This window comes from Phytobacter sp. (genome assembly GCF_059074235.1).
This window is the reverse complement of sequence record NZ_JCACPZ010000007.1, coordinates 72494-85992: the sequence shown is the minus strand read 5'-3', so window position 1 is coordinate 85992 and position 13499 is coordinate 72494. Positions and strand designations below refer to the sequence as shown.

The 13499-nt window shown below is 53.0% G+C and carries 13 protein-coding genes; 7 read left to right on the top strand and 6 right to left on the bottom strand.

Annotation, left to right across the window (positions count from 1 at the left end; genetic code table 11):
- Positions 1 to 10 precede the first annotated feature (10 nt).
- From AC5JPW_RS17820 to AC5JPW_RS17805, 4 genes are all read left to right on the top strand, one after another.
- Positions 11 to 1417 carry a cytochrome ubiquinol oxidase subunit I gene (locus tag AC5JPW_RS17820; protein ID WP_494242460.1) on the top strand — a complete coding sequence of 469 codons (1407 nt, stop codon included), beginning with the start codon at positions 11 to 13 and terminating at the stop codon, positions 1415 to 1417.
- Positions 1417 to 2427, top strand: coding sequence for a cytochrome d ubiquinol oxidase subunit II (gene cydB / locus AC5JPW_RS17815; RefSeq protein ID WP_494242459.1), 1011 nt, complete (start codon positions 1417 to 1419; stop codon positions 2425 to 2427). The genes AC5JPW_RS17820 and cydB overlap by 1 nt, the downstream gene beginning before the upstream one ends.
- Positions 2427 to 2555: a DUF2474 domain-containing protein gene (locus AC5JPW_RS17810; protein WP_494242458.1), complete on the top strand. Its 129-nt coding sequence runs from the start codon at positions 2427 to 2429 to the stop codon at positions 2553 to 2555. The genes cydB and AC5JPW_RS17810 overlap by 1 nt, the downstream gene beginning before the upstream one ends.
- A 102-nt stretch (positions 2556 to 2657) precedes the next feature.
- Positions 2658 to 2924, top strand: coding sequence for a hypothetical protein (locus AC5JPW_RS17805; RefSeq protein ID WP_494242457.1), 267 nt, complete (start codon positions 2658 to 2660; stop codon positions 2922 to 2924).
- 42 nt (positions 2925 to 2966) lie between these two features.
- Here AC5JPW_RS17805 and AC5JPW_RS17800 read toward each other — a convergent pair whose 3' ends face one another.
- Positions 2967 to 4931 carry a peptidase U32 family protein gene (locus AC5JPW_RS17800; protein WP_494242456.1) on the bottom strand — a complete coding sequence of 655 codons (1965 nt, stop codon included), beginning with the start codon at positions 4929 to 4931 and terminating at the stop codon, positions 2967 to 2969.
- A 341-nt stretch (positions 4932 to 5272) separates the two neighbouring features.
- A complete protein-coding gene (locus tag AC5JPW_RS17795) occupies positions 5273 to 5818 on the bottom strand; it encodes a helix-turn-helix domain-containing protein (protein WP_494242455.1) in 546 nt (181 codons plus the stop codon).
- Positions 5819 to 5900: 82 nt separating this feature from the next.
- Between AC5JPW_RS17795 and AC5JPW_RS17790 the strand changes: the two genes are divergently transcribed.
- Positions 5901 to 7067, top strand: a complete 1167-nt coding sequence (locus AC5JPW_RS17790) for a benzoate/H(+) symporter BenE family transporter (protein ID WP_494242454.1) — start codon at positions 5901 to 5903, stop codon at positions 7065 to 7067.
- Here the strand turns inward: AC5JPW_RS17790 and AC5JPW_RS17785 are convergent.
- A complete protein-coding gene (locus tag AC5JPW_RS17785; protein ID WP_494242453.1) occupies positions 7047 to 7919 on the bottom strand; it encodes a helix-turn-helix domain-containing protein in 873 nt (290 codons plus the stop codon). The genes AC5JPW_RS17790 and AC5JPW_RS17785 overlap by 21 nt on opposite strands.
- 172 nt (positions 7920 to 8091) lie before the next feature.
- Here AC5JPW_RS17785 and AC5JPW_RS17780 point away from each other — a divergent pair, with 172 nt between their 5' ends.
- Entirely contained in the window at positions 8092 to 8988 is an 897-nt protein-coding gene (locus AC5JPW_RS17780) for a DMT family transporter (RefSeq protein WP_494242452.1), read from the top strand.
- 47 nt (positions 8989 to 9035) lie between these two features.
- On the opposite strand, the gene AC5JPW_RS17775 is transcribed toward AC5JPW_RS17780, so the two are convergent.
- Together AC5JPW_RS17775 and AC5JPW_RS17770 are read right to left on the bottom strand one after the other, a co-directional pair.
- Positions 9036 to 9698, bottom strand: coding sequence for a DUF3313 domain-containing protein (locus AC5JPW_RS17775; protein WP_494242451.1), 663 nt, complete (start codon positions 9696 to 9698; stop codon positions 9036 to 9038).
- A 172-nt stretch (positions 9699 to 9870) separates the two neighbouring features.
- Complete coding sequence (locus tag AC5JPW_RS17770; protein ID WP_494242450.1) at positions 9871 to 11466, bottom strand: ABC transporter substrate-binding protein; 1596 nt, start codon at positions 11464 to 11466, stop codon at positions 9871 to 9873.
- Positions 11467 to 11584: 118 nt separating this feature from the next.
- On the opposite strand from AC5JPW_RS17770, the gene pepT reads away from it, so the two are divergent.
- The gene (gene pepT / locus AC5JPW_RS17765) at positions 11585 to 12814 is read left to right on the top strand and encodes a peptidase T (protein WP_494242449.1); all 1230 of its coding nucleotides are present in this window, start codon (positions 11585 to 11587) and stop codon (positions 12812 to 12814) included.
- On the opposite strand, the gene tehB is transcribed toward pepT, so the two are convergent.
- Complete coding sequence (tehB, locus tag AC5JPW_RS17760; RefSeq protein ID WP_494242448.1) at positions 12811 to 13404, bottom strand: tellurite resistance methyltransferase TehB; 594 nt, start codon at positions 13402 to 13404, stop codon at positions 12811 to 12813. The two genes, pepT and tehB, sit on opposite strands and share 4 nt — an antisense overlap.
- Positions 13405 to 13499: the final 95 nt, after the last annotated feature.

Below are 13499 nucleotides of genomic sequence, written 5' to 3'. Positions count from 1 at the left end.
GAGGTTGTGCATGTTTGGTCTTGATGCGTTTCACCTGGCGAGGATCCAGTTTGCGTTTACGGTTTCCTTCCACATTATTTTCCCGGCGATCACCATTGGTCTCGCCAGTTATCTGGCGGTACTCGAAGGATTGTGGCTTAAAACCCGCAATCCCGTCTGGCGCTCTCTCTATCACTTCTGGTCGAAAATCTTCGCCGTTAACTTCGGCATGGGTGTGGTGTCGGGCCTGGTAATGGCCTATCAGTTTGGCACCAACTGGAGCGGTTTTTCGCAGTTTGCAGGCAGCATCACCGGCCCGCTGCTGACTTACGAAGTGCTTACCGCCTTCTTCCTGGAAGCCGGTTTTCTTGGCGTGATGCTCTTTGGCTGGCGTAAGGTCGGGCCGGGATTGCACTTTTTTGCCACCTGTATGGTCGCGCTGGGCACGATCATTTCCACTTTCTGGATCCTCGCGTCCAACAGCTGGATGCAAACCCCGCAGGGCTACGAGATTGTTAACGGACAGGTCGTCCCCGTGGACTGGTTCGCGGTAGTCTTTAATCCATCATTCCCGTATCGCTTGTTTCACATGTCGATTGCCGCGTTTCTGAGCAGCGCACTGTTTGTCGGTGCCTCTGCCGCCTGGCACTTACTGCGCGGCAATAATACTCAGGGCATTCGCACCATGTTTTCAATGGCATTGTGGATGACGCTTATCGTTGCGCCCATTCAGGCGATGGTCGGCGATATGCACGGCCTGAACACCCTCAAGCATCAACCGGCGAAAATTGCCGCTATCGAAGGCCACTGGGAAAATGTACCGGGTGAACCCACGCCGCTGCTGTTGTTTGGTCTGCCGGACATGGAGCAGGAACGTACCCGCTATGGGCTGGAGATCCCTGCGCTTGGCAGTCTGATCCTCACGCATAGTCTGGATAAACAGGTCCCGGCTTTAAAAGAATTTGCCAAAGAAGACAGACCTAATTCCGCTATCGTCTTCTGGTCATTCCGCATTATGGCCGGGCTCGGCATGCTGATGCTGCTGCTTGGCGTCGTTGCGCTCTGGCTACGTTATAAACAACGCGTCTATACCTCACGCCCTTTTTTGTGGTTTGCCCTGCTAATGGGACCATCGGGGTTGATTGCGATTCTGGCGGGTTGGGTGACCACCGAAGTAGGACGTCAGCCGTGGGTGGTTTATGGCTTGCAGCGCACGTCAGAGGCCGTTTCAGCTCATGGTGATATGCACATGAGCGTGAGTCTGCTGGGCTTTATCGTCGTCTACACCTCGGTGTTCGGTGTTGGCTATAGCTACATGGTGCGGCTGATTAAAAAGGGGCCGCAGGAACACGAGACGTATCCTGATGAACACGATGGCCGCCCTGCTCGTCCGCTTTCTGCCGCCAGCACTGAATTTATGACCCAGGAGAAGCCGTAATGGGTATCGATCTTTCACTTATCTGGTTTGTCATCATCGTCTTCGCCACCCTGATGTATATCGTCATGGACGGCTTTGACCTCGGGATTGGCATACTTTTTCCGGCGGTGAAAAACGCCGACGATCGCGACGTGATGGTTAACAGTGTTGCCCCGGTGTGGGATGGCAATGAGACCTGGCTGGTGCTCGGCGGCGCGGCGCTGTTTGGCGCGTTTCCTCTGGCCTATGCGGTGATTGTCGACGCACTGACCACGCCGCTTACTCTGATGCTGATTGGGCTTATTTTCCGCGGTGTGGCCTTTGAATTCCGCTTTAAAGCCACTCCTGCTCATCGCCCTTTCTGGGACAAAGCGTTTATCGGTGGTTCACTGCTGGCGACCTTTACTCAGGGCGTGGTGGTCGGTGCCGTAATTAACGGATTCCCGGTGGTTGGCCGCAGTTATGCCGGTGGTCCGTTTGACTGGCTAACTCCCTTCAGTCTGTTTTGTGGTCTGGGGCTGGTGGTGGCCTATGCGTTGCTCGGCGCAACCTGGCTGGTGATGAAGAGTGAAAACCCACTGCAGTCGACCATGCGCCGTCTTGCTAAAAAGTTACTCATCACATTGCTGGTGATTATCGCCGTTATCAGCTTGTGGACGCCTCTGGCGCATCCGTCCATTGCTGACCGCTGGTTTAGTCTGCCGAATCTCTTTTACCTGTTGCCGGTTCCGGTATTCGTTGGCCTGCTGAGTCTGTGGCAGTGGCGAACGCTTGAGAAACCAGACAGTCACCATCTGGCATTCATCCTGACGTTAGGGCTGATTTTTCTCGGTTTCGCGGGGCTTGGGATCAGTATCTGGCCACATATTATCCCACCGGCCATCACCCTTTGGCAGGCGGCGGCTCCCGCGCAAAGTCAGGGCTTTATGCTGGTCGGGGCGCTGCTGATCATCCCCATCATTCTGGTCTACACCTTCTGGAGCTATTACGTCTTTCGCGGCAAAGTACAACCCGGGGAGGGTTATCACTGATGCAACACTCTATCTGGTCACGTCTGTTATGGTTGGTCATTATCTGGGGCGGCAGCGTAATGGCGCTCGCACTGGTCGGGATGTTCTTTCGCGTGCTCATGGCATCGGCAGGGTTTAAGGCGCATTAACTCAGACTCTGCAGAATACTCTTAATTGAAATTGCCTCCACACTCTCTCCACGATTTGTTGCTGAAATGCAGCCAACAGAGCGAAATGAGAGGAGTGTGAGTATGAAAAAGAGTGTGATGTTATCCGCTATTCTGGCCATGAGTTTGTCTTCTTTTGTTTTCGCGGCCGACGATGTACCGCCACCGCCAAAACACCCGGTGACGCATGATGGCAAAAATCCGCAGCATCGCGATGACCATCAGAAAAAAGACGGCAAAGAGTGGAAGAACGACAAGAAAGACCACCGGGATGCGCCACCAAAGCACGATGGTAAAGCTCAGAAGCACGACGGGAAAAAACCGCCGCTGCCGCCAGAAGATAAACGTTAAGTTGTAAAAGAAACGGCAGCCGAAGCTGCCGTTTTTATTGGGTTACGCGCCCTTACGTTTGGGCAGCGTTTTCATCAGTTCTTCCGGGCTTACCGACGCCACCACACTGCCTGGCAGCGGCATCTTCAGAATGTGATTTTTGATCTTCCCGACGACGTGCATCTCACATGGGCGGCAGTCAAATTTCAGCGTCAGCACTTCATCGCCGTGCACCAGTTGCATTGGTGTCGCTTTCCAGCTCTTGATGTTGCCTTTTGCCTGCTTTGGACAGAGGTTAAAAGCAAAGCGCAAACAGTGCTTGGTGATCATCACCGGCACGTCACCCTTCTCTTCGTGCATCTCAAAGGCAGCATCAATCAGCTTCACACCGTACTGCTGATAAAACTCACGCGCTTTATGGTTGTAGACGTTAGCCAAAAACGTTAAATGCGTGTCCGGGTAGACTGGAGCCGGTACGGAAACCGGTTTACGGGTGCCACGCGGGTAGTTCGCCAGACGGGCCTCATCCAGCATCTCAACCGCTTCACGACGGAACTGATTCAACAGGCTGTTCGGCACAAAGAGCGCACCCGGCAGGTTGATGTCGATCTGGCGTGGGTAGAAGATGGTTTGTCCCAGTTTTGCCAGGCCATCATGCAGGCTGTTCCGCGCTTTTTCCGCGTTGGTCGCCTCATCAAACTGGCCATCGAGCGTATGCGTTATGGAGACGCCATCTTCGCTGGTGAGCGTGAGGATTAACTGCTCCTGCCAGCCACTGAGGGTAATGTCCAGGGCAATACGGCGCTCGCTGGAGGTTTTGGTCAGCGCCTGCTGCCAGTTATGGTCGAGGTTACGGTTGAGCGGATGATGCGGACGCACTTTATACATGTCTGCAGGCATTTCGTTTGGCCACACGCGGTAACGATTCTCACCGGTCTTTTCAACGGTATTGGCACGGAAACCCACGACTTCACGTTTGATCAGGACGTTAAGACCATCACCGTTGGCCAGCGGCTCAGTGACTTCCACATCGAGGTGGTCTTTGGTGACTTTCAGGACTTCGCCCACCGGCAGCCCGATAAATTTCGGCGAATCAAAGGCACCGATGTCGCCTTTACGCGCATTCACAAAGTAGTCGGTACTGCCACGGTGGAAGGTTTTATCCGTCGACGGCACGAAGAAGTGTTCGGTACGTCCGGCAGAAGAACGGGCCAGGTCACCGCGATCTTCAATAATGGCGTCCAGCATCTGGCGGTAATGCGCGGTGATGTTTTTCACGTAGCTCATGTCTTTGTAACGCCCTTCAATCTTGAAGGAGCGCACGCCCGCATCGATCAGTGCTGCCAGATTTTCAGTCTGATCGTTATCTTTCATCGACAGCAGGTGTTTTTCATACGACACCACGCGGCCCTGGTCATCTTTCAGGGTGTAAGGAAGACGACAGGCCTGAGAGCAATCACCACGGTTGGCGCTGCGCCCGGTCTGCGCGTGAGAAATATTACACTGCCCCGAATAGGCCACGCACAACGCGCCATGAATGAAGAATTCAATAGTGGCATCAGTAACTTGATGGATTTCACGGATCTGATTCAGGTTCAGCTCACGTGCCAGCACAATCTGGCTAAATCCGGCATCTGAGAGGAATTTGGCTTTTTCGACACTACGAATATCACACTGCGTACTGGCATGCAGTTCAATCGGTGGAATATCCAGTTGCATGACGCCCATATCCTGCACAATCAGCGCATCCACGCCCGTCTCGTACAGGGAGGTGATCATTTTTTGCGCCGGTTCCAGTTCATCATCGTGCAGAATGGTGTTCAGGGTGATGAACACTTTCGCGCCATAGCGATGGGCAAAAGGCACCAGCGCCGCAATGTCCTGCAGGCTGTTGCTGGCGTTATGGCGGGCACCGAACCCCGGTCCACCGATGTAGACCGCGTCCGCCCCGTGCAAAATGGCTTCGCGAGCGATCGCGGCGTCACGGGCTGGGCTTAAAAGTTCAAGATGATGGGTTTGCAGGCGCATACAGTCGTCGTTATCCATTATGTGCAAAATGGCGGCTATTGTAGTCAGTTCCCCGGCGTTTCACCACCTGCGCCATAAGGCATTTTCTGTAGGGCGGCAAAGCATTGAAGAAATTGGTATTTTCCAGCAGCGATGGTTAAACGTAATGTAACCACATTACGCGAGAGCTTTCGAATGGCATCGCGGTGGCAACGAGGGGCATCCCTGGAGCTTACTGGAGTAAGTGACGGGGGTGACCAGAGGCCGCCAGCAAAGAGGCCGTTTGAAAGATGAAGCGTAATTCGGACATTTCCTCGTCACGTTGTACGTTGTTGTTAATCGTCGTCGTTCTTTGCCGCAAGTCAGCTTGCGGCTTTTTCTTTTGGATAATGGATAAGCGAATGAAAATGCACGGTATGGGCCGAACTGTTGCGATACGCATGGGCTTTATCCCCGGCAAAACGCATACCCATTCCCGTTTTTAACGTTTTCCACTCTCCTTCAATACACATATCCAGTTCCCCGCCAATCACGACCACATGCTCAATCACCCCTTGTTCGTGAGGCGTGGATTCGCTTAGTGCACCTGGTGCCAGGGTAATGGAGAAGTGATCAAAATGCAGCACCTCGTCCCAGGGGAAAATGGGCGTAATGACCATCGCCTGCTGATCCGGATCGTAGGTCGTGGGGGTGTCGTTTTCCGGTGGTGCAATAAAGGTCGAAAACGGTACGTTGAGTCCGGTGGCGATTTTCCACAACGTGGCAACCGTCGGGCTCGATTCATTGCGTTCAATCTGCCCGAGCATCGCTTTCGACACCCCGGTCTCCTCGGCCAACTTCGAGAGACTCCAGCCACGCGCCTGGCGCAACGTTTTAAGGGTAGTTGCCAGATATTGTGTGGCTTCCATTTTCTCTCCTCTTAGACCTGCTTGTGCGCTAAAGCGCACAATGGTATTTTTTCCGGATGCTATAACGCACAAGGATTGCAGTATGCGTGTTTCGTCATTGCCTTTTACCACTCTTCTGGCTGGTTTTGTCGCCGTCCTCGTTGGCTACGCCAGTTCTGCTGCCATTATCTGGCAGGCCGCTGCCGCTGCCGGGGCCACTCCAGCGCAAATTGCTGGCTGGATGACCGCTCTCGGCCTCGGCATGGGAGTCAGCACGATTGCGTTGTCCCTTTGGTACCGCATGCCCGTTCTTACGGCCTGGTCCACACCTGGCGCTGCGTTACTGGCGACCAGCCTGGAGGGTTTATCCCTTGGCGAGGCGGTCGGCGTGTTTATTTTCGCCAATGCGCTGATCGTCCTGTGCGGCGTAACCGGACTTTTTGCCCGACTGATGAAGGTTATCCCGCATACACTTGCCGCCGCAATGCTGGCCGGGATCCTGCTGCGTTTCGGCCTTCAGGCCTTCAGCAATGTGCAAGGCCATGTGGTGTTGTGCGGCAGTATGCTACTGGCCTGGCTTATCTGTAAAGCCCTCGCGCCACGCTATGCTATTGTCGCAACACTGGTTATTGGCGCACTGGTTGCCGGGTTAAATGGTGACGTGGCGACCGACAAACTCACCTTTGCGATGGTGATGCCGGAATTTACGCGCCCGGTATTTAATCCTACGGCGCTTATCAGTATTGGCGTTCCCTTTTTCCTCGCCACCATGGCCTCACAAAATGCCCCCGGCTTTGCGACTATGCAGGCCTCAGGTTACGGAATTGCGGTTTCGCCGCTAATCATTTTTACCGGTGGACTTGCATTGGTACTCTCCCCCTTTGGGGTTTACTCCATCTGCATCGCGGCCATTACTGCTGCGATTTGCCAGAGTCCGGATGCTCATCCCGATGCCCGGCAGCGTTGGAAAGCGTCCGTCGCGGCGGGTCTGTTTTATCTGCTGGCGGGCATTTTTGGCGGCTCGATCACGTCACTGCTGGCGGCACTGCCGCTGAGCTGGATCCAGACCCTCGCGGGGCTGGCTCTGCTGGGGACCATTGGCGGCAGCTTATTCCAGGCGCTGACACATGAAAAAGAGCGTGATGCTGCGGTGGTCACCTTTCTGGTGACAGCAAGCGGCCTGACGCTACTGGGTGTGGGTTCTGCATTCTGGGGACTGGTCGCTGGCGGCATCTGTTATGCCGCTCTGTCACGGACGCGACGCGCGTAACTGCGAAGGCGTCAGACCATAAACCGCACGGAAGCGGTTACTGAAGTGGCTTGGCGAACTGAAGCCGCAACCCATAGCAATGGCCGTCAGGGAGAGTTCGCTGTTCAGTAGCTGGTTTTTTGCTTGTGCCATTCGCCGTTGCATCACGTACTGGTGCGGGGCAAGCCCCATGGACTGGCGGAACATACGCGCAAAGTGGTATTCGCTGAGTGCGGCCTGCTCTGCCAAATCAGCCAATAAAAGAGGCTGCGCAAGATGGGCTTCGATCCAGTCCAGCACCTGGCGTAATACCGCCGGTGCCAGCCCGCCTTTCACCGTCGGCAACTGCCATTGCACGCTGCTGTAATGCTGAATTAAATGAGTTAACAGCAGCGTTGAGGCCGTGCTGAAGGTTAGTTGGTTCGCTCTCTGGTGCCAGTCGCTGCCGAGTAAAAACTGACGATACAACAGCGTGATGCGTTCATCCTGAGCGAAGGTTTTCTCATCAAGCGTAAATGAGGCCGGGCTGCGGTCCCAGATGCGTTCACCAATCTCCCGAAGATGGGCATCGGTGCAATACAGATGCACAAACGACAGGTCATCGCGGATATCCCAACTGGATTCACTCTCCTGGGGCAACAGGCAGAATCTGTCTGGCCCGCCGCCGTTTTTCCAGCCCGATGCGGTTTTGTGGTAACTCTCGTAACCGTCTGCCACGTAGAGACTCAGCGTGTGATGGTCACAATACTGGGTGATGTTATCGCGCTTATTCGACCAGGCCGCCAGTTGGATACCCGAATGCAATGCCACCGAGTCGTGCAGGACGGCATTATGATGTTTCAGGTTTTCAAAGGCTTGATAGGTCGGTTGCATAACGGCACGTAACAAATAAGTAACCAGAACCCCAGTCTATGAATTCCCTCACACGGATGCCAGCCTTTCACTAAAAAAGCGCAAGAATTTGCAAGTGGTTGTGGGGTTTATGCAAGCCCGGGCGCCCGATTGCCACGAGACTGATGGCTGGTATGGCTTAACAGGAATAACAATGAACGCTTTTTTATATTGTCTGGTGGTGGTGATTTGGGGCACAACGTGGATTGCGATCTTCTTACAACAGGGGACGGTTCCCGCACCGGTCTCCATTTTCTGGCGTTTTGCGCTGGCGACGGCCACCATCATGGTGGTGCTCATTGCCCTGCGCCGACTGCGTAAACTCGCCTTTCAGGATCACCTGTTTTGCCTGTTACAGGGCTGCTGTGTTTTTGGCTTCAACTTCCTCTGTTTTTATACCGCTGCCGCGTGGATCAACACAGGGCTGGAGTCGGTTATCTTCTCTATGGCGGTGCTGTTCAACGCCGTAAACAGTTTTCTGTTTTTTGGCCAGAAGCCGCCCGCGCGTTTTTACCCTGCCGCCGCCCTTGGTCTTATTGGCATTATCACCCTCTTCTGGGATGACCTTCTTGCCAGCGGCATTAACACGCACTTGCTGATGGGCATCGGTCTGTCCGTATTGGGAACCTTTGGTTTCTCACTGGGCAATATGCTCAGTATGCGACATCAGCGTAAAGGTCTGGAAACCATGACCACCAACGCCTGGGCCATGCTGTACGGCACACTTATCATGGGATGCATTGCACTGGTACGCGGGGATAATTTTACCCCGGAATGGACCTTCAGCTATCTGGGGGCGCTGGTGTACCTCGCTATTTTTGGATCTGTGATTGCTTTCGGTGCCTATTTCACCCTGGTGGGCAGAATCGGTGCGAGCAATGCAGCTTATAGCACTCTGCTGTTCCCTCTGGTCGCGCTGAGTTTTTCGACAATTTATGAGGGATACGTCTGGCATAGTAATGGCATTATAGGGTTGATGCTCATATTGACCGGAAACCTGGTGATGTTTGCAAAGCCAGGAAATATATTACTGCGCCGCCGGACGGCGTAAATAAATACGCCATCCAATTGGATGGCGTATTCAATTAATTAAAGAAATTACTTTTTAGAGACATCAAACATGGTGGCGTCCGTCGCCATGTTATCAATGACCTGCTTGAGCGTATCGACGGTCAACGGGGCATTCTCATTGCTCACAGTTTTACCTTCACCCTGACGAACCACTTTAATGACCGGTTTGTTGGTCTGTGCGTCAATGAGTTCACCTTCAAAATAGAGATGGGTGTCCATCGTACGGTGGCCCGTTGCAGCCTGAGTACCAGCAATCACCATGGCCACCGGGATCACTTCATAGAACTGCAAACCTTGTTTGCTGCTGTCTACACCCGTGATAGCACCACGGAAAATCAGGCTATGCGCACCCGGCGACGTCACCAGTGGTTTGCGCTGCGCGGCGGCAGCTTTAAGTTTGGTATTGGTGTAAGTCAGAAGCCCATCGAGAGTCTGTTGGTTAACCTGGCTGGTCGGTTTAGCCACCGGGTAATAGGTTACAGGGTGGTAAACTATGCTGTCGTATTTGCTCTCATCAAATGATGGATCGACCCAGCGTAATACCGGTTTGCCGCTGGCAGAGGTGGTTTGTTGTAATCCTGAATAATCCTTTAAGAAACCGGAGTATTTTTCCGGCTGAGTCACTTTTGACGAACAGCCTGCTACCGCCAGCAGCCCGGCAAGCACTGCAACTTTAAATACAGTACGCATGGAAGGTCCTTTTTTAGTGTGTAGATGCCATAAAAGTTATAGCAAACAGTCGGGTACCATGCAGGTTAAAATAAGTTGCCACCGTCAACTTTCAGAAAAATATAATTTTTATGACGTCAATTATTAAAAATAAAAGGTGTCGGTACAGTATCCGGTACCGACACCCTTCCGGTTATTTATTTAAATCGACCTGATAGAAAATATGTTTACCGAACGGATCCACTTCATACCCTTTCACCTCTTTGCGCACCGGCTCAAAAATGGTGGAGTGGGCAATCATCACCGCAGGCATTTCATCATGCATCAGTTGCTGGGCCTGTTTGTATAGGGCTTCACGTTTATCATGATCGGTAATGGACTTCGCTTCAGCGATGATCTTATCGAAGGACTGATTACACCATTTCGCCGAATTGGAACCGCCTTGCGCTGACTGGCAGGTAAAGAGCGGACCGAAGAAGTTATCCGGGTCACCTGTAGCCGTGGTCCAGCCCATCAGCGCCGCCTGGTGTTCGCCACCCTTCACGCGTTTCAGGTATTCACCCCATTCGTACGTGACGATTTTGGCATTGACCCCCACTTTCGCCCAGTCCGCCTGAATCATCTCTGCCATGCGTTTTGCGTTTGGGTTATACGGACGCTGAACCGGCATCGCCCACAGGTCTATGGTTGTCCCTTCAGGCAAACCAGCTTCTTTCAACAGAGTTTTGGCTTTTTCCGGGTCATAAGGATAATCCTTCAGTTCGCTGTCCGCGCTCCATACACCCGGTGGCAGAAGGTTTTTCGCTTCCGTTCCGGTGCCCTGGAAAACGGCGCTGATAATCGCCGGTTTATTAATGGCCAGCGCCAGTGCCTGACGCACTTTGACGTTATCCAGCGGCGCTTTCTGCGTGTTGAACGCCAGGAAACCGGTATTCAACCCCGCTTTGCTCATGAGCGTAATGTCTTTGTTCTCTTTGAGCCGTGGCAAATCTGCCGGGTTCGGGAACGGCATCACCTGACACTCATTTTTCTCAAGCTTCGCCACGCGAACAGAGGCATCCGGAGTGATACTGAACACCAGACGGTCAATTTTCGCTTTGCCCTGCCAGTACTCCGGGAACGCGGTAAAGAGAATACGTGAATCTTTCTGGTACTGCGCGAGCTTAAACGGACCTGTACCAATGGGCTCCATATCCACCTTTTCCGGCGTACCGGCTTTCAGCATAGCATCGGCATATTCGGCGGAGAGAATCGAGGCAAAATACCAGGCCAGATCCGGCACAAATGGTGCTTCAGGATGGGCCAGAGTGAAGCGCACGGTATTGTCGTCAACTTTATCGATTGCGGTAATTAATTTCCCGAACTCGAGGCTTTCAAAGTTGGAGTAATTACCGTTAGAGACGTTGTGATAAGGGTGTTTGGGATCTTTCTGGCGCATGAAGGAGAAAATCACGTCGTCAGCATTAAAATCCCGTGTCGGCGTGAAGAATTTATTGCTCTGGAATTTCACGCCTTTGCGCAGATGGAAGGTATAAACCTTACCGTCTTCGCTGACGTCCCAGCTTTCTGCCAGGCTGGGCTGTAATTCCGTTGTGCCCGCTTTGAAATCAACGAGCCGGTTATAGACCGGTACCGCACTGGCATCCACGCTGGTGCCCGATGTGTAAAGCTGTGGATTGAAGTTTTCCGGGCTTCCTTCTGAGCAGTAGACCAGTGTTTTCGCTGCCACAGAGGAACTTACCGCCAGTGCCATTAAGGCCAATGCAACTGTTGTCTGTTTGCGAGTCATCGTTTTTCCTGTTGTTTTTCAGTCCATGCGCCAAATAGTGCTTGTTGTTTACGCATCTATAAATAACATTTAAGTAATATTGCAAGCACCTGATAAGTCAAATAAAGAAGGATTCACTATGACAGCGCCGCTATCCAGACAATTAACGCAACGCTTCTTTCGCTACCTCGCCATCACCAGTCAAAGTGATGCAGGAGCCACCACCCTGCCCACCACACAGGGTCAGTTCGACATGGCGCGCACCCTGGCGAAAGAGCTTAAGGCTCTGGGTTTAGAGGAGGTCGTGCTGGATGAACATGCCACTGTCACCGCCGTCAAACGCGGTAATGTATCCGGTGCACCGCGCGTCGGTTTTATCACCCATATCGACACTGTGGACGTCGGATTGTCACCGGAGATCCATCCACAAATTTTACGTTTTGAAGGCGATGATCTCTGTCTCAATGCTGAAAAAGCGATTTGGTTGCGGGTCAATGAGCATCCGGAAATCAAGGCGTACCCCGGTGAAGAGATAATCTTCAGCGACGGTACCAGCGTACTGGGTGCCGACAACAAAGCCGCCGTCACGGTAGTGATGCAACTGCTGGAAAACCTGACACCTGAAGATAAGCACGGCGATATCGTTGTCGCCTTTGTACCGGATGAAGAAGTGGGACTGCGTGGAGCAAAAGCGCTGGATCTGGCGCGTTTTGACGTCGATTTTGCCTGGACCATCGACTGCTGTGAAAAAGGTGAAATCGTTTTTGAAAACTTCAATGCGGCTTCTGCCACCGTCCATTTCACAGGCGTAACAGCGCACCCGATGTCCGCCAAGGGCGTACTGGTCAACCCACTGCTAATGGCGATGGATTACATCAACCACTTCGACAGAGCGCAGACGCCGGAAAACACCGAAGGTCGTGAAGGTTATATCTGGTTTAACGGAATGGAAGCCGTACAAGGCCATGCGCGACTGAGCGCCAGTATTCGTGACTTCGACCTGGCGAGCTTTGAACAGCGCAAAGAGGAAATGCGTGAAGTGGCAGAGAAGCTGGCGAAGCAAAATCCAACCGCTCACGTTGAGATAGACATCAGCGATATTTACAGCAACATCAGCAACGCAATTGGCGAAGATCGCCGTGCGGTTGACCTGCTGTTTGAAGCGATGGAATCATTGGACATTACGCCAAAACCCACGCCAATGCGCGGCGGGACGGACGGTGCCGCTTTGTCAGCCAAAGGTTTGCTGACCCCGAACTTCTTTACCGGCGCGCACAATTTCCACTCGCCGTTCGAGTTTTTACCCGTGAAGTCGTTCGAGGCCTCTTATGATGTCGCCCGGCAGCTGTGCCTGCTGGCGGCGCGTTAAGCTTTACGTGCCAGTAAAGTGGCAAAACGCAGTTTGATGCGGTTTCCGTTGGCGTCGGTGCGGTGCAACTCACCGACGTCTTCGTTGTATTTCTCAATCTCCCAACCGGCGTAATACTCGCGCAGCTCGTTTTCTTTGAATGCAAACGGGAAACCGACGGTACACGGGAAGTCTGCCGTATCCATTGCCGCCACAATCAGGTTGTAGCCACCCGGTTTGGTACAGCGCTGCATGTTGGTGATCAATCCCGGAATGGTTTTCGCTTCCAGGAACATCAGCACCACGGTGGAGAGAATAAAGTCGTACTCGCCGTCAAAGCTCAGCGTGTTCAAATCAACCACATCGGCTTCCAGCTGTGTCAGCCCTTCCGCCTGGCGAATCCGCTCAATATTGTCGATGCTCATGGGATTTTTATCCCACGCGGTCACGTCATAGCCATTGGCCGCCAGGAAGAGGCTGTTACGCCCGTTGCCACAGCCCAGATCCAGCGTTTTGCCGGGTTTCACGAATTTCACCGCATTCAGGACATCGGAGTGCGTGCGCGTTAAACCATATTTTTCAGTGAAGTAGTTGTCATCAAAGGTGGTCATGGTGGGTCCTTTCTCGCCCGTTATCGGAGCGGATAGTTTATAAGTTGCATTTAAAATGCATTTTATTGTTTTTCTATTTGAATAGCCAGTATCGC

Bases quoted from the DNA above. Each gene is read 5' to 3' on its own strand.
- AC5JPW_RS17820 (WP_494242460.1), top strand. From the start codon at position 11: ATGTTTGGTCTTGATGCGTTTCACCTGGCGAGGATCCAGTTTGCGTTT.
- cydB (WP_494242459.1), top strand. From the start codon at position 1,417: ATGGGTATCGATCTTTCACTTATCTGGTTTGTCATCATCGTCTTCGCC.
- AC5JPW_RS17810 (WP_494242458.1), top strand. From the start codon at position 2,427: ATGCAACACTCTATCTGGTCACGTCTGTTATGGTTGGTCATTATCTGG.
- AC5JPW_RS17805 (WP_494242457.1), top strand. From the start codon at position 2,658: ATGAAAAAGAGTGTGATGTTATCCGCTATTCTGGCCATGAGTTTGTCT.
- AC5JPW_RS17800 (WP_494242456.1), bottom strand. From the start codon at position 4,931: ATGCGCCTGCAAACCCATCATCTTGAACTTTTAAGCCCAGCCCGTGAC.
- AC5JPW_RS17795 (WP_494242455.1), bottom strand. From the start codon at position 5,818: ATGGAAGCCACACAATATCTGGCAACTACCCTTAAAACGTTGCGCCAG.
- AC5JPW_RS17790 (WP_494242454.1), top strand. From the start codon at position 5,901: ATGCGTGTTTCGTCATTGCCTTTTACCACTCTTCTGGCTGGTTTTGTC.
- AC5JPW_RS17785 (WP_494242453.1), bottom strand. From the start codon at position 7,919: ATGCAACCGACCTATCAAGCCTTTGAAAACCTGAAACATCATAATGCC.
- AC5JPW_RS17780 (WP_494242452.1), top strand. From the start codon at position 8,092: ATGAACGCTTTTTTATATTGTCTGGTGGTGGTGATTTGGGGCACAACG.
- AC5JPW_RS17775 (WP_494242451.1), bottom strand. From the start codon at position 9,698: ATGCGTACTGTATTTAAAGTTGCAGTGCTTGCCGGGCTGCTGGCGGTA.
- AC5JPW_RS17770 (WP_494242450.1), bottom strand. From the start codon at position 11,466: ATGACTCGCAAACAGACAACAGTTGCATTGGCCTTAATGGCACTGGCG.
- pepT (WP_494242449.1), top strand. From the start codon at position 11,585: ATGACAGCGCCGCTATCCAGACAATTAACGCAACGCTTCTTTCGCTAC.
- tehB (WP_494242448.1), bottom strand. From the start codon at position 13,404: ATGACCACCTTTGATGACAACTACTTCACTGAAAAATATGGTTTAACG.